Origin of the sequence: Azospirillum brasilense (assembly GCF_007827815.1) — a bacterium.
GTDB lineage: Bacteria > Pseudomonadota > Alphaproteobacteria > Azospirillales > Azospirillaceae > Azospirillum > Azospirillum brasilense_C.
This window is the reverse complement of sequence record NZ_VITH01000009.1, coordinates 1-19369: the sequence shown is the minus strand read 5'-3', so window position 1 is coordinate 19369 and position 19369 is coordinate 1. Positions and strand designations below refer to the sequence as shown.

Genomic DNA, 19369 nt, shown 5'->3' with positions numbered 1-19369 from the left:
GTGTGGACTTTAGAGCCCCAGAACGAAACGCACCAACTTTTCGCGGTCGCCGCGCGGCAGGGCCATGAAGGCGCCGCGCGCCTTGCTTGCTTCGCCGCCGTGCCACAGGATGGCCTCGGTGACGCTGCGCGCCCGCCCGTCGTGGAGCAAGGCGAGTTTGCCGTCGGACTCGGCCAGCCGCTTCATTCCCCACAACGGCGTCGTGCGCCAGTCGCGGCCCCGCGCCTCGCCCATCGCCACGCCGTCGGCCAAGCCGTCGCTTAGGTCGTGGAGCAGCAGGTCGCTGTAGGGGAAGATCGTCCGGCGGGACAGCGCGGGATGCGCCGCGTCCTCCGCCGTGGTGAAGGAGGGGCGGTGGCAGGACGCGCAGCCGGTGGAGGCGAACAGCGCGCCGCCCGCCGTGTCGCGCGGCGCCTCCAGCCCGCCGTCGGGCGGCAGGGTGCGCAGATAGCCGTCGATCAGCCCGATCACCGTGGAGGGGATCTCCAGCCCCTCATACTGCGGGGAGTCGCCGTGCGGGGCGTTCCGGCATTCGGTCTGCGCCGGGGTGCAATCGCCCCAGGGCTCGGGATAGGCCGGGGTGGACATGCCGATGTCGAGGCTGAAGGCCTCCGAATTCTGGCGGTGCAGCGTCGGGTGGACGGCCTTCCAGCCGAAGCGTCCGAGCTGCCGCGTGCCCTCCGGCGCCACCCAGTTGGGGCGCCCGGCGATGCCGTCGCCGTCGCGGTCCTCCGGATCGGCGCCGGCCAGGATGTCGGCCTCGGGGATGCGCTCCAGCAGGCCCATGCCGCGCACGGACGGGGCGATGCGGGCGGAGATCGCCGTCGCCTCGGCCAGCGGCCCGTAATTGAGGTCGGTGACCGTCACCACCGGCCGGCGCAGCGTCGCCGTGTCGCCGTCGGGAAAGCGCACCGTCTCCTCGCGGTAGCTCAGGGACGGCTTGCCCTCGATGGCGAAGCCGAGCACCGCGTTGGTCTGGATCTGCCGGCCATAGACGGGGTCGCCGCTGAGCTTCAGCGCGTAGCCGACGCCGCGGTCGTCCGGCGTGTCGGGATCGGGCGGCCGCCCCTGGCGGGCCGCCGGGTGGCAGGCGGCGCAGGAGCGGGCGTCGTAGAGCGGCCCCAGCCCGTCGTTGGCGTGCGTCACCGTCGGGGCGCTGACCCACATCCGCCGGAACAGCTTCTCGCCGATCCGGGTGTCGAGGTCGCCCGCCACCGCCGGCAGGGCCGGCAGCAGGGCGAGCAGGAAGGCGAGGCGGGCTTTCATCGGTCGGGCGGGCATCGGTCGGGCGGAAGGCCCCATTCTATAAAGTTCAAAAGGCCGGGCCGCGGCCCCTCCCCCGCGCGGGCGGTCGGCGGGGAGCGGACAACGCCGCCCCACGCGGGAAGGAAAGGACCGCGGCCCGTGGTCCGTCGGCTTGCTTGCCGCCGGATTGTTTGCCGACGTCTTACTTCCCGACCGCCGACGGGTTGTCGAGGCTGTTCGAACCGGCCAGTTCGACCGAGACGCCCAGGGCGGCGACGACGCCTTCCAGGGCCTTCTTCTGGTCGACCAGACGGTCCACCGCGGTCGAGATGATCGCGTTGCCTTCGGCGTTGTCGGGGCCGATCATCTGGTCGTAGGCCATCTTGCCGCTGTCGGCGGTGTCCTTCATGACCTTCATGGCGGCGGTGGTGGCGGTCATCGCCTCCTTCACCTTGGCGTCGGCCTCCGGCGCGGTGGCGGCGACAAGCTGCGACAGCGACGGGCCGGTCACGACCTTGCCGTCCACGCGGGTGTAGCGCCCGTTGTAGACGTTCACCATGCCGACCTGGTCGTAATAGTGCGAGTTGTGCGTGTTGTCGGAGAAGCAGTCATGCTCCTCCTCCGGATCGTGCAGCATGAGGCCGAGCTTCATGCGCTCGCCGGCCAGCTCGCCGTAGCTCAGGCTGCCGAGGCCGGTCAGGATGCGGGCGACGCCCTCCGACTCCTTGGCCTTGGCGATGGAGGCGCGGGCCTTGCCCTTGGCGCCCCAGGACTTGGCCATCTCCTCCAGATCCTCGACCAGCATCTGGGTGGCGACGGTCAGGAACTGGGCGCGGCGGTCGCAGTGGCCGTTCGTGCAGTCCTTGCCCTTGGCGTAGTCGGTCGCCTTGCGGTCGCCGGCGCCCGGGCCCGTGCCGTTCAGGTCCTGGCCCCACAGCAGGAACTCGACGGCGTGGTAGCCGGTCGCCACGTTGGCCTCGACCTTGCCGGCCTCGTGCAGCTTGTCGGCCAGCAGCTCCTTGGTGATCTTGCGGGCGTCGATGGTCTTGTCGCCGGCCTTGATCTTCGGGTTGGCGATCACGTTGGCCTTGGCGAAGGGGTTGCTGTCGCCCCCGGCGTAGCTGTCGTCGACATAGTCGATCAGGCCTTCGTCGAGCGGCCAGGCGTTGACCTTGCCCTCCCACTCGTCGACGATCGGGTTGCCGAAGCGGAAGGCCTCGGTCTGCATGTAGGGGACGCGGGCGTTCAGCCAGGCCGTGCGGGCGGCGGACAGCGTCGCCTCCGACGGGTTGGCCACCAGCGCGTCGACGGCCTTCTTCAGCGCCTTGGCGGTGCTGGCGGAGTCCTCGTAGCTGGCCTGGGCGATGTCGGCGTAGGTCTTCACCACGTCCTTGTAGGCGGGCTTGGACGACTGGGCGTCGGCGGCGAGCGGCGCCAGCGCGATGAGAGCCGCGGCGGCAAAGCCGGAGGCGTGCTTGAACATGAAGGTCTCCTCAAGCGTCGGTGATCGTTGGCGTGAGAGCCATGAAAGTGCGAAGCATTCTCAACATGCGCCGCTAATCACTCTCATTGTCAAGATGCAATCGCAATGCGACGGCGGGTTGGCCGCATTTGCGGCGGGCGACGGGGCCATGAAAGCGATCCCGCCCGCCCACGCTCACTTCAGAAGCGGTTCGTAACGGGCGTCGGTCAGCGTCTTCATGAAGGCGACCAGCGCCTTGATTCGGCGGTCGTCGAGCGCCGGCCCCTCCTCCAGCTCCTTGATGGAGACGGTGGCGGCGATTTCCGGATTGCCCCAGGGCTTGCCGGTTTCCGGGTTGATCTGGTCCGCCGGCTTGCGGCTGTTGTACTTGTTGTAGAAGCGGACGACGGTCTCCAGGTCCTTGAAGACGCCGTTGTGCATGTAGGGGCCGGTCACCGCGACGTTGCGCAGGGTCGGCGTCTTGAACTTCCCCTCATAGGCCTTCTGGCCCTTCAGCGCCGGATTCTCGGCCAGCCCGCGGTCGATGTGCGTCGCCGCCACCCCGTTGGCCGCCCGCAGCTCCGCGTTCACCGGCACGCCGATGTTGTGGTACTCGTAGTTGGTGAAGACCTCGTTCGTCGCCGCCGGCATCGCGTTCAGCTTGTGGCAGACGTTGCAGTTGGTGAACTGCTGCGAGAAGAACAGGGTCATCCCCAGTTCCTCCTCGCCGGTCATCTTGTAGTCGCCGCGCAGATAGCGGTCGTACTTGGAGTCGAAGGGCGAGAAGACGTCGGTCTTTTCGAAGGCGGCGATGCTGTCGGTCATCGCGTCGTAGGCGCGGTCGGCGTCGTCCAGCACCCCGGCGCCGTAGAGGGCGACGAAGCTGCGCGCGTAGTCCGCGTTCTCCTTCAGCCGCCCCTGCACCTCCGCCTTGGAGGCCATGCCCATCTCGGCGGGGTTCAACGGCGGCCCGCCGGCCTGCTCCTGAAGGGTGGCGGCGCGGCCGTCGTGGAACTGCCCGCCGAAGGGAACCCCGCTCGCCTTGAAGCCGAAGCGCGGGGCGAGATGGGCGTAGGCGGCGGTCGGCGCGTTGCGGTCGCCCAGCGACTTGCCGTCCGCGCCCAGCGAGGCCGCACCGCGCGGGTCGGCGAAGCCGAATTCCGGGTTGTGGCAGGTCGCGCAGGACTGGCTGCGCGTGGAAGACAGGTTGTTGTCGAAGAACAGCGCCTTGCCCAGCTCGGCCTTGGCCTTCTGCAGCTCCGCCTTCTGCAGGTCCGCTGGATCGGCGGCCATGCCGGACGCGCTGGCGATCAACAGGGCGGACAGCGCCGCGGCCGGCGCAACATATTTGCCGAACAATGACATCCTGACTCTCGCTCCTTGACGGCGGTGGCCCATGGCCGCAATCCATGGCGGGGGACCGCCGGCAGTATCCATGCCCTTCGGCCTGGATGATAGTTATTCTCATTATCACGAAGGTGCGACCTATTGCCACTGGTCGTAGAACCGGCGGGATTAACTCCCCGCCCCGTTCGTCCGGCGCCGCTCCCGGACGGTCGATCCGGTCCGGGCGCTTCGGCCCGACGGAAAAGGGTACCCCGACCCGGCTACCGACTCTGCTTCGCCATCCGGAGAGCGCGCCGCCATTCCGGAGAACGCGACACCACCGTCGGAACTCCAAATGTTCCGCGCGTCGCGAAGGGAGTGACGGCCCCAGTGACGGCACAATCCCGCCATAACCCGATAATCACTTCAATTTCTAACGATTTCCTTTCAAAGCAATCCGACCGGCATTCAACTCTCCGCACGGCGCATTTCTTCCCGTTTCTTTGATACAGCGCCGCCGAGCACGGCGGCTTCCGCGCTTTGCCTGAAGACGGCGCGAAAAGTTGCGTTGCACATCGCGAAGACAACGGCACAGGCCCGCCGGACTACTCCTATCGATAGGTTTATTAAAATACCGTGTTTCGCCATCCTTCAAATCACAGACGCCGTGCATTCCCCGAAAATCAGTAATCGAACCTCTTCGCTTCATCTTCCCGAAGCGAAAACCCTTCGCATCACAATTATCAACGGAGACAATCAATGACCCTGTTCGCCAACATCCGCGCCATCATTTCTCCGGTCCAGGCCGCGACCAAGGACCGCAAGGGCATCACGGCCCTCGAATACGGTCTGGCGGCGGCCCTGGTCGCGCTCGTCATCATCGGCGGCGCCCGCACCTTCGGCACCAACGTCAGCACCCTGTTCACCGGCATCGGCACCACGGTCAGCGGCACCTCGACGACCATTCCGAAGTAAACGCCGCAAGCCCCCCTCCCACGCGAAGCTCCCGCCATGGATACGATCGCTCTCTTCGATCCCCTCTCCCTGGCACCGCCCATGGCGGGGCTTGCGCTGGGCTGGGCGGCGGCGGACGACCTGTGCCGGCGCATCATCCCGGACACGGTGTCGATCCTCCTCGCCACCCTCGGCCTCGCGCTTCCGCTGTGGCAGGGCTCCCCCTTTCCCTGGGTCAGCCTTGCCGCCGCCGCCACGCTCTTCCTCGTCCTGTGCGCCCTGCACCGCCGGGGCTGGCTGGGCGGCGGGGACGTGAAGCTGGCCTCCTCCATCCTGCTGCTGGTCGGGGTGGAGCGGGCCGCGCCCTTCGCAACCGCGACCGCGCTGGCCGGCGGGGCGCTCTCCCTCCTCTATCTCGCCGGGTGGCTGGCCCTGCGCAAGGCACGCCCGGCGCGCCGGCTGCTGCGCCGCCGCGGCGGACGCTCCACGCCGGTCCGCCTTCTCGCCCATCTCCTGGCGGCCGAGGCGCACCGCGTCGCCACCCGCCATTCCGTGCCCTATGGCGTCGCCCTGGCCGCCGGCGGGCTGATCACCCTCTCCAACCCCACCGGAGGAGCGGCATGGTTCTGAGAGTGCTATTCCTGTCCCTGCTGCTCGTCGGGCTGTCGCTGGTGGGCTACGTGTCCTTCTCGATGCTGCCGGCACCGACCGCCGCCGTCGCGGTCCCGGCGCCCGCGGCGCCCATGGACTCCGTGCTGGTCGCCGCCCGCCCGATCTCCACCGGCATGCTGCTGCGCGCCGAGGATCTGCGCTGGGAGCCCTGGCCGCCGGGCCGTCTCGGCGACGGCTACATGGTGCGGGGCCGCGTCGCGGAAAGCGCCTACAGCGGCGCCGTCACCCGCCGGTCCTTCGCGGCGGGCGAGCCGATCATGGCCGGCCACATCGTCGCGCCGGGGGAGCGCGGCTTCCTCGCCGCCGTCCTGTCGCCGGGCAGCCGCGCCGTGTCGGTGGCGGTGGACGCGGTCAGCGCAACCGGCGGGCTGATCTGGCCCGGCGACCGCGTGGACCTGATCCTGACCCAGAATTTCGAATCCCAGGCGGGGCGCGACCTGCGCAGCCGGGCGGTCGGCGAGACCGTCCTGCAGAACCTGCGCGTCATCGCCATCGACCAGCAGCTCGGCGAGGCCGGCATGCTGAAGAACGGGCCGGATGGCCGTGTTCCGCGCACCGTGACGCTGGAGGTCACCGCCCGCCAGAGCGAGACGGTCACCGTCGCCGCCGCCATGGGCAAGCTGTCGCTGGCGCTGCGCAGCCTGCTCGCCGACGAGACCGCCCTCGCCGCCGGGGCGGCGGAGCCCGCTTCCGCACCCACCTGGGCCGAGGACGTGTCGCCCGCCCTGCGCCAGCTTCCCACACCCCACAGCGCGGAGGCGCCCGCCGCCCGCCGCCCGCCGCTGCTCATCATCCGCGGCTCCAAGACGGAAACGCTCGAACGCTGAACCGGCGCGCCGACCCAGGGGGGACGAATTCATGACGACGACCATCACCACCACAATCCGGGTCGCGGCCTTCAAGATCCTGACGGCCCTCCTGGCCGGGCTGTTCGCGGCGCTGGCCGCGGCACCGGCCCAATCCCAGCAGCGCCCCCGCGAGATCACGCTGGAGGTCGGCGGCGGGCAGCCGGTCAACCTGCCGGCCCCGGCGGCCAGCGTCTTCACCTCCGCCCCGGAGATCGCGGACGTCCAGGCGTCCGGCCCGCAGGCCTTCTTCATCGTCGCCAAGACGCCGGGCCGGGCCAGCGTCTACGCCCTGTCGGCGGACAACAAGCCGCTGGCCTCCTTCAGCGTCGTCGTCACCATGCCGGTCGGCGACCTGCGGTCCAAGCTGGTCGCCCAGGTGCCCAACGCCGCCATCGACGTGCAGAGCACCGGCACCGGCATCACGCTGACCGGCACCGTCTCCTCCCCCGCCACGGCGCGGCAGATGGTCGAGCTGGCCGAGCGCTACGTCGGGCAGGGGCAGACCGTCACCAACCGCCTGACCGTCGCCGCCCCCGCCCAGGTCAACCTGCGGGTCCGCGTCGCCGAGGTGTCGCGCCAGGTGACCAAGGAGTTGGGCGTCAACTTCGAGAGCATGTTCAACATCGGCTCCTTCGCCTTCGGGATCGCCACCGGACGGACCATCCTGGACGCCGCCGGCAACCTGATCCGCGCCGCAGCGCCGACCAACTCCATCGGCGGCAGCTACCGCTCCAGCAACGGGCGGGTGGACATCAACACGGTGGTCGACGCGCTGGCCGAGGACGGTCTCATCACCGTGCTGGCCGAGCCGAACCTGACCGCCCTGTCCGGCGAGACCGCCAGCTTCCTGGCCGGCGGCGAGTTCCCCATCCCGGTCGCCCAGTACGACCGCACCACCACCATCCAGTTCAAGAAGTACGGCGTCAGCCTGGACTTCACCCCGACCGTGCTGGGTGGCGGCCAGATCAGCATGCGCGTCCGCCCGGAGGTCAGCGAGCTGACCAACAACGGCGCCGTCGTGGTCGACTCCATCCGCATCCCCGGCCTGTCGGTGCGCCGCGCCGAGACGACCATCGAACTGGCCAGCGGGCAGAGCTTCGCCATCGCCGGCCTGCTCCAGAACAACACCTCGGCGACGCTGGACGCCGTGCCGGGGCTGGGCGACGTGCCGGTGCTGGGGGCGCTGTTCCACTCCAGCAAGTTCCGCCGCAACGAGACCGAGCTGGTCATCGTCGTGACCCCCTACCTCGTCCGCCCGGTGTCCGCCGCCAACGCGCTCTCCGCCCCGACCGACGGCTTCGTCGCGGCGACCGACGTGGAGCGCATCTTCCTGAACCGCGCCCAAAGCCTGCAGCCCCCGGTGGGCGGCAACAGCGCGGCCGGCACCGCCCCGCTGGCGATCGGGCCGGGCGCCGCCCGCCTGCACGGCGACGCCGGCTTCAGCCTCCAATGACCCCCTTCGCGGAGCACAGCGCCATGACCAGAGCCACGCCGCCCAGAGCCATGCGAACGCCGATGCTGCTTCTGCCACTCCTCACGGGTCTGCTGGGCGGCTGTGCTGTGCCGCAGACGCCCCCGCCGATGCCCGCCGCCCAAGTGCCCGCCGTGAGGGCGCTCAGCAACGCCGTCCCCTTCGCCATCGACCCGCGCAGCGGCGCCATCACGGCGCAGGAGCGCGACCGGGTGATCCGCACGGTGGCCGGGCTCGGCCGCGACACCACCCCCCACGTGACGGTCACCGGCCCGGCGCTCGCCACCCCGGCGCAGGCCGCCACCGTCTCCCTGCTGGGCGGGGCCGGCGTGCCGGCGGAGAACGTCACCTTCGCCCCCGACCAGACCGGCGCCCCGGCGCTCCAGGTGACCAGCTACGTCGCGCTGGCCCCGGACTGCGCGGCGTGGAGCGACATCTACAGCGGCTGGTACCAGAACAGCCCGACCGCGGCGCTGGGCTGCAGCAACCAGCGCAACCTCGCGCTGATGCTGGCCGACCCGCGCGACCTGATCCAGGGCCGCGACACCGTTCCCGCCGACGGCCAGCGCATGGCCGGCGCCGTCCAACGCTACCGCGCCGATCAGGTGAAGCCCTTCGTGAAGGGCAACACGTCCAGCGCCTTCGTGCTGGCCCCCGCCCTGAACGGAAGCCAGGAGGACCAATGAGCCTGCTCGCCACCCTGCTCGGTGAAGCGCCGTCGCCGGCCGACGCCGCCCGCGGCGCCGGTCCCCGCCTGCTCGCCTACGTCGCCGACACGGCCAGCGCCGCCTTGCTGACCCGCACCGCTCCGTCCCTGCTGCCCTGCGAGGTGCGGACCGGCGACATCCGCAGCGCCGCCCGCGATCTGGCGCGCCAGCGCTCGCCCGACCTGCTGCTCGTCGACCTGTCCGGCATCGCCGAGCCGCTGGCCGCCATGGAGGCGCTGGCCGGGGTCTGCGACCCGTCGGTGCGGGTGATCGCGGTCGGCGACAGCAACGACATCGGCCTCTACCGCGACCTGCGGCGGATCGGGGTCACCGACTATCTGTTCAAGCCGCTGTCCCGCGACCTGCTGGAGGGGGCGCTGCGCGCCGCCGGCGCTGGCGCCGTGGCCGACGAGGCGGCGGGCCGGCTGGGCAAGCTGGTGGCGGTGGTCGGTGCGCGGGGCGGCGTGGGGACGACCACGGTGGCGGTGCATCTCGGCTGCTGGCTGGCCGACGGGGCGCGCGGGCGCACGGCGCTGGTCGATCTCGACCTGCAGAACGGCACGGTGGCGCTGGCCCTCAACCTGCGGCCCGAGCCGGCGCTGCGCGAGGCGGTCGAGGCGCCCGACCGGGTGGACGACGTGTTCATGGAGCGCGCCATGGTCGCCGCCTCCGACCGGCTGTCCGTCCTGGCGGCGGAGGAGCCGGTGGAGGATGTGATCGACATCGCGCCGACCGCCGCCCTGTCGGTGCTGACCCGCCTCCAGGCCCGCCACAACTACGTCGTCGTGGACGCCGGCCGCGCCCAGGGCGGGGCCGCCCGCGCCGCGCTGGAGGCGGCGTCCATCGCCGTTCTGGTCGGCGACGCCAGCGTCGCGGGGTTGCGCGATCTGGTGCGGCTGCGCGCCGCCATCGCGCGCCGGGCCGGCGGCGGGCGTCTGGTCACCGTCCTGAACCGGCGCGGCGCCCCCGGCGAGCTTCCCGCGGCGGACCTGATGCGCACGCTGGGCGACCCGCCGGAGCACGCCCTGCCCTACCGCCCGGTGCCGCTGGCCTTCGCCGCGGGCGTCGGCGAGCCGGCCTTCCGCCATTGCCGCCGCTTCCGCGAGGCGATGGAGCGGCTGGGCGCCGACGTCGCCGGTCAGCCCGCCGCCCAGGACGGCCTGTTCCGCCGCTGGGTGCGGCGATGAGCACGTTGTTCGGCCGCAAGGCGGCCCCCCCCTCCCTGGCGGTCGCCAGCCCGCCCGCCGAGGAGCCGAAGCCCGCCGCCGCGCCGGCCCAGGCGCCGGCGGCGTCCGCCGCACCGCCGCCGCTGGCCGCTGTCCGCCCGGTCAACCGCTCGCTGAACGACATCCGGTCGCAGGTGCTGGCCCGCATCGACCCGGCGACCATCGCCGACATGCCGGCCGAAACGCTGCGCCCGCTGGTCGAGCGGCTGATCGACGACATCGCCACCACCAGCCGCAGCCAGCTGAACGGGCGCGAGCAGGCCACGCTGGCGACGGAGCTGGTCCACGACATGATCGGGCTGGGGCCGCTGGAGCCGCTGCTGGCCGACGACGCGATCACCGACATCATGGTCAACGGCCCGTCCCGCACCTTCGCCGAGCAGCGCGGCAAGCTGGTGGAGATGCCGGTGCGCTTCCGCGACGGCGGGCACCTGCTGAACATCGCGCAGCGCATCGCCTCGGCGGTCGGGCGGCGGGTGGACGAATCCAGCCCCATGGTCGACGCCCGGTTGGCCGACGGCAGCCGCGTCAACATCATCGTGCCGCCGCTGGCGCTCGACGGCGCCTGCATCTCCATCCGCAAGTTCGCCCGCCGCACCATCGGCTTCCGCGAGCTGGTGGAGTTCCGCAGCATGTCCGAACCGATGGCCCGCGCGCTGGAGATCATCGGGCGCTGCCGGCTGAACGTCATCATCTCCGGCGGCACCGGCTCGGGCAAAACGACGCTGCTCAACGCCATGTCCCGCCCCATCGAGGCGACGGAGCGCGTCATCACCATCGAGGACGCCGCCGAGCTCCAGCTCCAGCAGCCCCACGTCGTCCGGCTGGAGACGCGCCCGCCCAACCTGGAGGGCCAGGGGCAGGTGACGCAGCGCGACCTCGTCCGCAACGCCCTGCGCATGCGGCCCGACCGCATCATCATCGGCGAGGTGCGCGGGGCGGAGGCCTTCGACATGCTCCAGGCCATGAACACCGGCCATGACGGGTCGATGTCGACCATCCACGCCAACAACCCGCGCGACGCGCTGAGCCGCGTTGAGAACATGGTGCTGATGGCCGGGATGAACCTGCCCAGCCGGGCCATCCGCCAGCAGATCGCCGGGGCGGTCAACGTCATCGTCCAGGTCCAGCGCATGCGCGACGGCGTGCGCCGCATCACCCACGTCACCGAACTGGTCGGCATGGAGGGCGACGTGATCCTGACCCAGGACCTCTTCACCTTCGAGTTTCGCGGCGAGAACCGCGATGGGATCCTGGAGGGGCGCTACGCCGCCACCGGCCTGCGCCCGCGCTTCGCCGAACGGCTGGCCTATTTCGGGCAGGAGGCGGCCTGGAACGCCGCCACCACCGGCCAGTAACGGGGAAGGACACGCGATGGACCGCATCCAGGCCCTCCAGCTCGCCACCCTGCTCCTCGGCGTCGGGACGCTGCTCTTCGCCCTGTCCACCCTGCGCGCCTTCCGCCGCCGCAAGGCGCTGCGCCGCCGGCTGGCCGCCCTCTCGGCCGAGGCAAGGGCGGTGGTCGAGGACGGCAGCCCCGACATCACCGGCGCCGGCGCCCTGACCCTCGCCGACCGGGTGAAGCGGCGCATGTCGCGCTTCTACGCGCGGCGCCAGACCGTCTATCTGCCGCCGGGCATCCGGCTGTGGCGGGCGCTTCTGTACGCCGTGATCGCCGCCGGCCTGTGCTGGTGGCTGGGCGGGCCGGTGATGGGCGACGCGGGCGCCACGACCGCCGCCGCCGTGGCCCTGCTGGTCACCCCGCGCCTCGTCTTCGCTTCCAGCCGCCGCAAGACGCTGGAGGCGCTGATGAACCAGCTCCCCGATGCGATCAGCCTCGTCGTCCGCGCCACCCGTGCCGGCATCCCGGTCTCGGAAAGCCTGCGCATGGTCGGCACCGAGTTGTCCGAGCCGATCGCCCCGCTGTTCCGCCGCATCGTCGACGAGACGGCCATGGGCATCGACCTGGAAACCGTGCTGGCCCGCGCCGCGGCCAACGTCCGCCTGCCGGAGTTCCGCTTCTTCGTCGTCACCCTGCTGCTGCAGCGGGAAACCGGCGGCAACCTGACGGAGCCGCTGGAGAATCTGGCCGACATGATCCGCCAGCGCCGCCGCGTGCAGATGCGCACCCGCGCCCTGACCTCGGAAGCGCGCAGCTCCGCCGCCGTGCTGGCCGCCCTGCCCTTCCTGGCCGGCGGCGGCATGGCGATGCTGAACCCCGACTACGCGTGGCGGCTGATCGATGAGCCGAGCGGCCAGACGATGCTGGCGGTGGCCGGCGGGCTGCTGCTGGTCGGCGTCGGCTCCATGCAGCTCCTCATCCGGAGGACCCTGTCATGAGCGGCGGCGTGATGGGCGGCCTGATCCCGCCGCCGGTCCTTCTCGGCTTCGGCGTTCTGATGATCCTGACCGGTGTGGCCGGGCTGCGCTCCTGCGTGCTGCGCGAGCGGTTGCTGGCCCGGCTGGAGCGGCTGCGCGCCGGAACCGCGCCCGCCGCCCTGCCGGAGACCGAGCGCCGCAGCCTGCTGAGCCGGATCGGCGCCGGACTGGCCCGCACCCCGCTGATCGGGTCGGCCGACCGGGAGCGGATGCGCAAGAGCCTGATCGCCGCCGGTTACTCCCAGCCCGGCCACCTCTATTCGCTGCTCGGCATCAAGCTGCTGTGCATCGGCGCCGGGATGGCGCTGGTCCCGGCGGCGGCCGGCGACCTGCTGCCGTCGCTGATCGGCGCGCCGGGTGCGGCGGCGCAGGTGGTGGCCGGCGCCCTGCTCGGCTGGCGGCTGCCCGATCTGGCGCTGGGCCGGATGCGCGACCGCCGCCTGGAGGAGGTGCGCAACGGCCTGCCCGACGCGCTCGACCTGCTGGTGATCTGCGGCGAGGCCGGCCTCGGCCTGGAGGCGGCGGTCGACCGTGTGGCCCGCGAGGTGGCGACCGCCTACCCGGCGCTGAGCGCCGAGCTGTCGGCCACCGCGGCGGAGATGCGCGTGCTGTCCGACCGCGGCGGCGCCCTCAACAACTTGGCCGCCCGGCTGGACATGGAGGGCGTGCGCGGCATGGCGACGACGCTGATCCAGGCCATGCGCTACGGCACGCCGCTGGCTCAGGCGCTGCGCGTCCTGGCCGGGGAGATGCGCGCCCAGCGCCTCGCCCGGTTCGAGGAGAAGGCGGCCCGCCTCCCGGTGCTGCTGACCCTGCCCATGGTGGTCTTCATCCTGCCCTGCGTCTTCATCGTCGTCGGCGGCCCCGCCATGCTCGACGTCTCGCGCAGCTTCGACAGCGCCGGCAGCAGCCAGCAAGCCCATTCCAGCCAAACCCGTTCGAACCCGCCCCACAGCCAGACCAAGGGAGGTCAGCCATGATCGCCACCCCGTCCCCCCTCCCGTCCCGCCAGCGTACGACCCGCAAGCGCCTCTCCGGTCTGGGCCGTGCCGCGGCCGCCGCCCTCCTGCTGCTGTCGGTCAGCGCCTGTGCCAGCGCGCCGGGCGGCGGACCAGTGGGGTCGAAGAGCGGCCCGACCGCCAACGCCACGCTGGACGACAAGGCGCGCGTGCAGCTCCGCCTCGCCCGCGCCGCGCAGGAGGCCGGCAACACCGGCTCCGCGGTCCGCTTCTACCGGGCGGTTCTGGATCAGGCGCCGGGCCATGTCGGCGCCCTGCTCGGGCTGGGCGAAACCCTGTCGGAGAGCGGCTCCGCCGCCGACGCGGTGGTCGAGCTTCAGAAGGCCGCCGCCGCCGTACCCGACAATGTGGAGGTGCAGACGGCGCTGGGCCGCGCGCTGGTCCGCGCCAATCGGCCGGCCGACGCGCTGAACCGCTTCGACGCCCTGCTCCGCCGCAACGACGACGACCTGCGCGCCCGCCTGAACCGCGGCGTCGCCCTCGACCTCGCCGGACGGCACGCGGAGGCCCAGGGCGAATACCGCCACGTGCTGAAGGCCGAACCGAACAACGCCACGGCCATGGCCAACCTCGGCCTGTCGCTGGCGCTGAACGGCAGCGCGGAGGGCGTGGCGATCCTCGAAGGCCTCGTGCAAGGCGGGGTCGACTCTCCCCGCGTGCGCCAGAACCTCGCGCTGGCCTACGGGCTGAAAGGCGATCGGGAGGCGGCGGCCCGCGTGGCCCGGCTCGACCTCGACGACGCCAACGTCCGCTCGAACCTGGCCTTCTACGAGACGGCGCGCCAGTTCGTCGCCTTCAAACCGTGAGGCGGCCCCATGCGCAGCGCCCGCCGCAGCCGCCCCTTCCTTCGCCCCCTGCGTGACCGCCGGGGCCTGACCACGCTGGAGTTGGCGATCGTCTCCCCGGCGCTGATCGCCGGCATGATCGCGCTGGCCGAGGTGTCCTACTCGCTGACCGTGGACGGCCTGCTCAACCACGCCGCCCGCGCCGCCGCCCGCAGCGGCTTCACCGGAGAGCTGGCGACCGGCTTCACCGACCGCCGCGCCCAGGTCTGCGACACGGTGTACCGCTTGACCAGCCGGGTGCTCGACCAGAGCCGCCTGTCGGTGCGCAGCCACAGCTACGCCTCCTTCACCACGCTGGGCCAGATCAACGGCGGGGTTCCGCCCTCCACCTCGCTCACCGACCTGAATTGCGGCTCCACCGACTGGGACGCCAATCAGACCGGGACGGCGCTGGGCGGCAGCGGGCAGGTGGTCGTCTACACGCTGCGCTACACCCAGCCGGTGCTGACCGGGCTGGGCGCCACGGTCCTGGGACGGGCGGAGCTGATCCACGAGGCCCGGCTGGCCGTGCGCAACGAACCCTTCATGGTGGGGGAGTGACCGTCATGATGGAGACACAGGTCCCGAAATCCCGGCGCCGGCCCCTGCCACGCGACCGCCGCGGCGTCGCGGCGCTGGAGATGGCGCTGCTGGCGCCGGTCCTTCTGCTGCTGGTCACCGCCACGGTGGACGTGGTGCGCTACGTCAGCATCACCCTGACCCTGAACCGCACCGCCGCCAACGTCAGCGACATCGCCACCCAGTTCGACAAGCTGCGCGCCGGCATGACCGTGGTGAAGGGGAACGAGGTCGGCGTGCTGTTCCTCGCCGCGACGGAGGTCGCCCAGCCGCTGGACCTGATGGCCGGCGGTCAGGTGATCGTCACCTCGGTCGCCAACATGGGCCAGGGATCGCGGGTGATGTGGCAGGAACGGGCCGGCACCGGCTCCGCCATCAGCCACTACGGCGCCGCGGGCGGGGCGGCCACGCTGCCGCCCGGCTTCACCCAGCGGCCCGGCGACAACGCCATCTTCACCGAGCTGTTCTACCGCTTCACCCCCTATCTGCTGAGCGGACCGTGGCTCGGCGACGCCGGGACCTCCACGACGCTCTACGCCAGCGCCGTCTACCAGCCCCGGCTCGGCACGCTCACCACGCTGGAGACCGGGCCATGAGAACACGCCTCCTGACCGCCGCCCGCCTGCTCGCCTCACTGGGCGCCATCTCTCTGGGCACGGTGACGCGGGACCGCCGGGGCGCCACCGCGCTGATGTTCGCCGCCGCCGCGGTGCCCCTGCTGGGCATGGTCGGGCTGGCGGTGGATTACGGGCGGGCCTTCCTCGTGCAGTCGCGGCTTCAGACCGCCATCGACGCCGGGGCGCTGGCCGCCGGCAAGATGCTGAACTCCACGGCGGACGCGCAGAGCGACATCGCCATGTTCGTCGCGGCCAACCTGCCGCCGGGCTTCCTGGGGGCGGCCATCGGCACCCCGGCGGTGACCCTGGACCAGACGAACCAGCGCGTCGGCGTGTCGGTCACCGCCACCCTGCCGACGACCTTCCTGCGGGTCCTGCAGGTGAACGAGCTGACCATCTCCGTCACCAATCAGGTGCAGCGCGCCAACGCCGGGCTGGAACTGGCGCTGGTGCTCGACGTCACCGGCTCCATGGCGACCAACAACCGCATCGGGGAGTTGCGCAGCGCCGCCACCGACCTCGTCAACATCCTGTTCGGGCCGGGCAGCACGCCGCCGAAGAATCTGTGGGTCTCCATCGCCCCCTACGCGGCGGAGGTCAACATCGGCAAGACCCGAACCAACTGGCTGGCGGCGGGCAGCTACGACGCCACCAAATGGGCCTCCCAGGGCTGGCGCGGCTGCGTCCTGGCGCGCACCCAGCCGCAGGACCAGACCGATACCCCGCCGGCCTCCGCTCCCTTCAAGCCCTTTTGGTACCCGAACAACCAGTACAACGGGACCAACAACGACAACCCCTGGACCCCGAACACCATCACCGACGACGGCACCTACCGCCAGACCAACGACATGGCCGGACCGAATCTCGGCTGCCCGCCGCCGATCATGGCGCTGACCAACGACCGCTCGGCGCTGCTCGCCAAGATCGCCGGGCTGAAGCCGGTGAACCGCGGCGGCACCATGGCGAACCAGGGGCTGCAGGCGGGATGGTTCACCCTGTCGCCGAAGTGGCGCGGCTTGTGGGGCGGCACGACGCCGGACACGCTGCCGCTCGATTACGGCATGCCCGACATGTCCAAGGCGGTCGTCCTGCTGACCGACGGCAACAACGAATGGTTCAAGTACAAGCCGCAGGGCGACTACACCAGCTACCAGCGCCTCAGCGACGGGCTGCTGGGCACCACCGACACCAATCAGGTGACGACGGCGATCAACAACCGCATGCTGACACTGTGCAGCAACATGAAGGCGGCGGGGATCACCCTCTTCACCATCACCGTCGGCGACAGCGCCAGCAGCGCCACCCGCACCCTCTACGAAAGCTGCGCCTCGCCCGGCCCGAACCATTATTTCGACAGCCCGACGCCGGCCGACCTGCAGGCGGTGTTCCGCACCATCGCCGGCCAGCTCAGCAACCTGCGGATCATCCAATGACCGGGATGCCGATGAATGGGGGACGCTGAACGGCCGGCACCATGGCCGTGGGCGGTATGGCGGAGACAGCGGTTTATGACCTATTGCGCATTGGTCCGCTGCCGCCCGATGGGCTACAGGACTCAGGACCGTGCAGACAAGAGGCCCGCCCGTCATGTCCCAGACCTTCCCCCAGACCTTTCATGTGATCGTTGCCGAGGATGACCCCGTCGTCGCGGTCACCATTGCCGAAACCCTGGAGGAACGCGGCTTCCGCGTGACCATCGGGCGCAACGGGTTCGATGCCTTCAAGATCGACCAGAACGATCCCGCCGACATCCTGATCACCGACCTGCGCATGCCGCACTTCGACGGCACCAGCCTGATCGCCCGCATGCAGGAGCAGCGCCCCGAGCTGCCCATCCTGGTCACCACCGGCTACAGCGACAACCTGCCCAAGGAGGAGCCGGGCCAGCTCTCCGTCGTCCAGAAGCCCTTCTCCGAGGACAGCATCGTCCGGGCGGTGCAGAGCCTGCTCGGGGTCGCCTGAGAGGGGGACGCAAAAAACTTCGCCGCCCGGTGAAGTTCCTGCTTGCGCTGCGCCGCTGGGACCCGTATAAGCCGGCCTCCGTTCCGGATTAGCTCAGTCGGTAGAGCAGCGGACTGTTAATCCGCGTGTCGCTGGTTCGAGTCCAGCATCCGGAGCCATATTGCGGGTGTAGCTCAGTTGGTTAGAGCGCCGGCCTGTCACGCCGGAGGCCGCGGGTTCAAGTCCCGTCACTCGCGCCACATTGCGGGCGTAGCTCAGGGGTAGAGCACAACCTTGCCAAGGTTGGGGTCGAGGGTTCGAATCCCTTCGCCCGCTCCAGTTTCGGGGCACGACAGTGTCTGCGGGGGCCGCTTGTTCAGCAAGCGGCCCCTCGTCGTTTCAGGCGTCGTTCGGGACCAACCCCTCCCTGTCCCGCTCAGCCGAAATAGGCCGATGGCGTCACGCCCAGCGTCCGCTTGAACAAGGCGATGAAGGCGCTGACGCTGTCGTAGCCGAGGTCGATGGCCACGGTCGTCACCGGCGCGCCCTCGGCCAGCATCTCCAGCGCACGCATCAAGCGCGCCCGCTGCCGCCAAGCGGTGTAGCTGTGCCCCGTCTCCGCCACGAAACGGCGGCTCAGCGTCCGCTCGGACACGCCCGCCCAGGAGGCCCAGGCGTCCATGCCGCGCCGATCCCCGGGATCGTCGAGCAAGGCCCGGGCGATCCGCAGAAGGCGCGGGTCGCGTGGCATGGGCAGGGTGAAGGGGTCGATGGGCGACGCCCTGAGTTCGTCGAGGAGGACCATGGCAAGGCGCCATTGCGCCTCGTCCATCTCCCACCCTTGCCATCCCGAGGCGCGTATCACCGCCTCGCGCAACAGGCCGGACACCTTGATGATGCAAGGCCGGGACGGCAGCGTCGCGCAGGCGGCTTCCGCGATGTAGCAGCTCCATCCCTCGACGGCCCCGTGGGTGTAGCCGTGGTGCGGCTGGTGGGGCGGAAGCCAGACCGCATGCTCGGCGGGAACCACCCAGGTGTCCGTCTCCGTGCCGATGGTGAGCAGGCCACGGCGCAGACCGGAGAGTTGGCCGCGCGGGTGGCTGTGCAGCCCCAGCGCGCGATGTTCGGCCTGCGTTTCGTAGATGGCGACGATGATCGGGTCGCGCGCATCACCCGCGGCGAAGGCGAACCGCTCCTCGGACATGGCGTCAACCCGCTATCGAATGGCCGCCATAGCTTAGCGCTGCCTTCGGTCGCCCGCTAGACTGCTCGCGACAGGAGAAAGCCATGCCCCCACCGAATCCCCCCTCCCCCACGCCCGACCTCGATCGGCTTTATGACCCGCCCATGGAGCATGTCCAGAAAGCGGTCATGACGGAGTTGGTCTCCTTCCACGCCGATTACCTCGCCAAGGCCACCTTCTTCTGCCTTGCAACCGGTCGCGCTGCGGGTCTGGACGCCTCGCCGCGCGGCGGCCCGCCGGGATTCGTCAGAATGCTCGATGCCAAGACCGTCGCCTTCGCCGACTGGCCTGGCAACAACCGGATCGAGTCCATGCGCAACCTGCTGGAGGACGACCGCTTGGCGATGCTCTTCCTGTTCCCCGGCCTGGACGTCTTCATGCGGATCAATGGGCGCGGCCGTGTTTCGGACGATGCGGATCTCCGCGCCGGCCTCGCCGAGGGGACAAAAATTCCCAAGACGGCCATCGTCGTGAGCGTGGACGAGGTGCTGTTCCACTGCGGCAAGGCGGTGAACCGGGCCAGGCTGTGGGCTCCGGAATCGCGGATCGGGCGCAGCGCGCTTCCAACCCCCGGCCAGATGCTCGCCGCCATGACCAGGCAGGACGCCTCCGCCGCGGAGGCCATCGATGCGCACTACGACCATGCGATGCGAAACGACCTCTACGGCTGAGGCGCAGGGCGACAGAAACGCCCCCGGCCGGACACGACGAAAAGCCGGCGCTTTCCGTTCGGAAAGCGCCGGCTTTGTCGTTCATGAAGCCGATTGTCAAGCGTGTGTGAAACCGTGTCCGTCCGTGTCCGTTTTGGTTTGGCGTGTGCCGTGGTGACCTGGCGGCGACCTACTCTCCCACGTCT

At 70.7% G+C, this 19369-nt stretch carries 19 protein-coding genes and 3 tRNA genes; 18 read left to right on the top strand and 4 right to left on the bottom strand.

Annotation, left to right across the window (positions count from 1 at the left end):
* Positions 1-9: 9 nt before the first annotated feature.
* From FBZ83_RS19195 to FBZ83_RS19185, 3 genes are all read right to left on the bottom strand, one after another.
* On the bottom strand, positions 10-1266 hold the full coding sequence (locus FBZ83_RS19195; protein WP_145687060.1) for a di-heme oxidoredictase family protein: 1257 nt from the start codon (positions 1264-1266) through the stop codon (positions 10-12).
* 181 nt (positions 1267-1447) lie between these two features.
* Positions 1448-2728 carry an imelysin family protein gene (locus FBZ83_RS19190; RefSeq protein WP_145687058.1) on the bottom strand — a complete coding sequence of 427 codons (1281 nt, stop codon included), beginning with the start codon at positions 2726-2728 and terminating at the stop codon, positions 1448-1450.
* A 174-nt stretch (positions 2729-2902) separates the two neighbouring features.
* Positions 2903-4072 carry a cytochrome-c peroxidase gene (locus FBZ83_RS19185; RefSeq protein WP_145687056.1) on the bottom strand — a complete coding sequence of 390 codons (1170 nt, stop codon included), beginning with the start codon at positions 4070-4072 and terminating at the stop codon, positions 2903-2905.
* A 720-nt stretch (positions 4073-4792) separates the two neighbouring features.
* On the opposite strand from FBZ83_RS19185, the gene FBZ83_RS19180 reads away from it, so the two are divergent.
* The 17 genes from FBZ83_RS19180 (at position 4793) to FBZ83_RS19100 (ending at position 17609) form a co-directional block, all read left to right on the top strand.
* Positions 4793-5008 (top strand): Flp family type IVb pilin, encoded by a 216-nt coding sequence (locus tag FBZ83_RS19180; protein ID WP_145677766.1) that lies wholly within the window; start codon positions 4793-4795, stop codon positions 5006-5008.
* Between the two features lie 36 nt (positions 5009-5044).
* Positions 5045-5617: a prepilin peptidase gene (locus FBZ83_RS19175; protein ID WP_145687054.1), complete on the top strand. Its 573-nt coding sequence runs from the start codon at positions 5045-5047 to the stop codon at positions 5615-5617.
* A complete protein-coding gene (gene cpaB, locus FBZ83_RS19170) occupies positions 5608-6486 on the top strand; it encodes a Flp pilus assembly protein CpaB (RefSeq protein ID WP_211111505.1) in 879 nt (292 codons plus the stop codon). The genes FBZ83_RS19175 and cpaB overlap by 10 nt, the downstream gene beginning before the upstream one ends.
* Positions 6487-6517: 31 nt before the next feature.
* The gene (locus FBZ83_RS19165; RefSeq protein WP_145687052.1) at positions 6518-7960 is read left to right on the top strand and encodes a type II and III secretion system protein family protein; all 1443 of its coding nucleotides are present in this window, start codon (positions 6518-6520) and stop codon (positions 7958-7960) included.
* Positions 7961-7983: 23 nt separating this feature from the next.
* Positions 7984-8664 (top strand): CpaD family pilus assembly lipoprotein, encoded by a 681-nt coding sequence (locus FBZ83_RS19160; protein ID WP_247888374.1) that lies wholly within the window; start codon positions 7984-7986, stop codon positions 8662-8664.
* Positions 8661-9872 (top strand): AAA family ATPase, encoded by a 1212-nt coding sequence (locus FBZ83_RS19155; protein WP_145687048.1) that lies wholly within the window; start codon positions 8661-8663, stop codon positions 9870-9872. The genes FBZ83_RS19160 and FBZ83_RS19155 overlap by 4 nt, the downstream gene beginning before the upstream one ends.
* A complete protein-coding gene (locus FBZ83_RS19150) occupies positions 9869-11269 on the top strand; it encodes a CpaF family protein (RefSeq protein ID WP_186466134.1) in 1401 nt (466 codons plus the stop codon). Before FBZ83_RS19155 ends, FBZ83_RS19150 begins: the two co-directional genes overlap by 4 nt.
* A gap of 16 nt (positions 11270-11285) precedes the next feature.
* The gene (locus FBZ83_RS19145; RefSeq protein ID WP_145687046.1) at positions 11286-12251 is read left to right on the top strand and encodes a type II secretion system F family protein; all 966 of its coding nucleotides are present in this window, start codon (positions 11286-11288) and stop codon (positions 12249-12251) included.
* Complete coding sequence (locus FBZ83_RS19140) at positions 12248-13270, top strand: type II secretion system F family protein (RefSeq protein ID WP_145687043.1); 1023 nt, start codon at positions 12248-12250, stop codon at positions 13268-13270. Before FBZ83_RS19145 ends, FBZ83_RS19140 begins: the two co-directional genes overlap by 4 nt.
* Positions 13267-14115 carry a tetratricopeptide repeat protein gene (locus FBZ83_RS19135; RefSeq protein ID WP_247888373.1) on the top strand — a complete coding sequence of 283 codons (849 nt, stop codon included), beginning with the start codon at positions 13267-13269 and terminating at the stop codon, positions 14113-14115. Before FBZ83_RS19140 ends, FBZ83_RS19135 begins: the two co-directional genes overlap by 4 nt.
* Before the next feature lie 9 nt (positions 14116-14124).
* The gene (locus FBZ83_RS19130) at positions 14125-14694 is read left to right on the top strand and encodes a TadE/TadG family type IV pilus assembly protein (protein ID WP_145687041.1); all 570 of its coding nucleotides are present in this window, start codon (positions 14125-14127) and stop codon (positions 14692-14694) included.
* A gap of 5 nt (positions 14695-14699) precedes the next feature.
* Complete coding sequence (locus FBZ83_RS19125; protein ID WP_145687039.1) at positions 14700-15308, top strand: TadE/TadG family type IV pilus assembly protein; 609 nt, start codon at positions 14700-14702, stop codon at positions 15306-15308.
* A complete protein-coding gene (locus FBZ83_RS19120; RefSeq protein WP_145687036.1) occupies positions 15305-16762 on the top strand; it encodes a TadE/TadG family type IV pilus assembly protein in 1458 nt (485 codons plus the stop codon). Before FBZ83_RS19125 ends, FBZ83_RS19120 begins: the two co-directional genes overlap by 4 nt.
* Before the next feature lie 154 nt (positions 16763-16916).
* Positions 16917-17291 (top strand): response regulator, encoded by a 375-nt coding sequence (locus tag FBZ83_RS19115; protein WP_035682866.1) that lies wholly within the window; start codon positions 16917-16919, stop codon positions 17289-17291.
* A gap of 82 nt (positions 17292-17373) precedes the next feature.
* Positions 17374-17449 (top strand) — tRNA-Asn (locus FBZ83_RS19110).
* A gap of 4 nt (positions 17450-17453) precedes the next feature.
* A tRNA-Asp gene (locus FBZ83_RS19105) sits at positions 17454-17530 on the top strand.
* 4 nt (positions 17531-17534) lie between these two features.
* Positions 17535-17609, top strand: a tRNA-Gly gene (locus tag FBZ83_RS19100).
* 97 nt (positions 17610-17706) lie between these two features.
* Here FBZ83_RS19100 and FBZ83_RS19095 read toward each other — a convergent pair.
* A complete protein-coding gene (locus FBZ83_RS19095) occupies positions 17707-18474 on the bottom strand; it encodes an AraC family transcriptional regulator (RefSeq protein WP_145687034.1) in 768 nt (255 codons plus the stop codon).
* A gap of 83 nt (positions 18475-18557) precedes the next feature.
* Here FBZ83_RS19095 and FBZ83_RS19090 point away from each other — a divergent pair, with 83 nt between their 5' ends.
* Positions 18558-19184 carry an MSMEG_1061 family FMN-dependent PPOX-type flavoprotein gene (locus tag FBZ83_RS19090; RefSeq protein ID WP_145687032.1) on the top strand — a complete coding sequence of 209 codons (627 nt, stop codon included), beginning with the start codon at positions 18558-18560 and terminating at the stop codon, positions 19182-19184.
* The last annotated feature ends 185 nt before the right edge of the window (positions 19185-19369 follow it).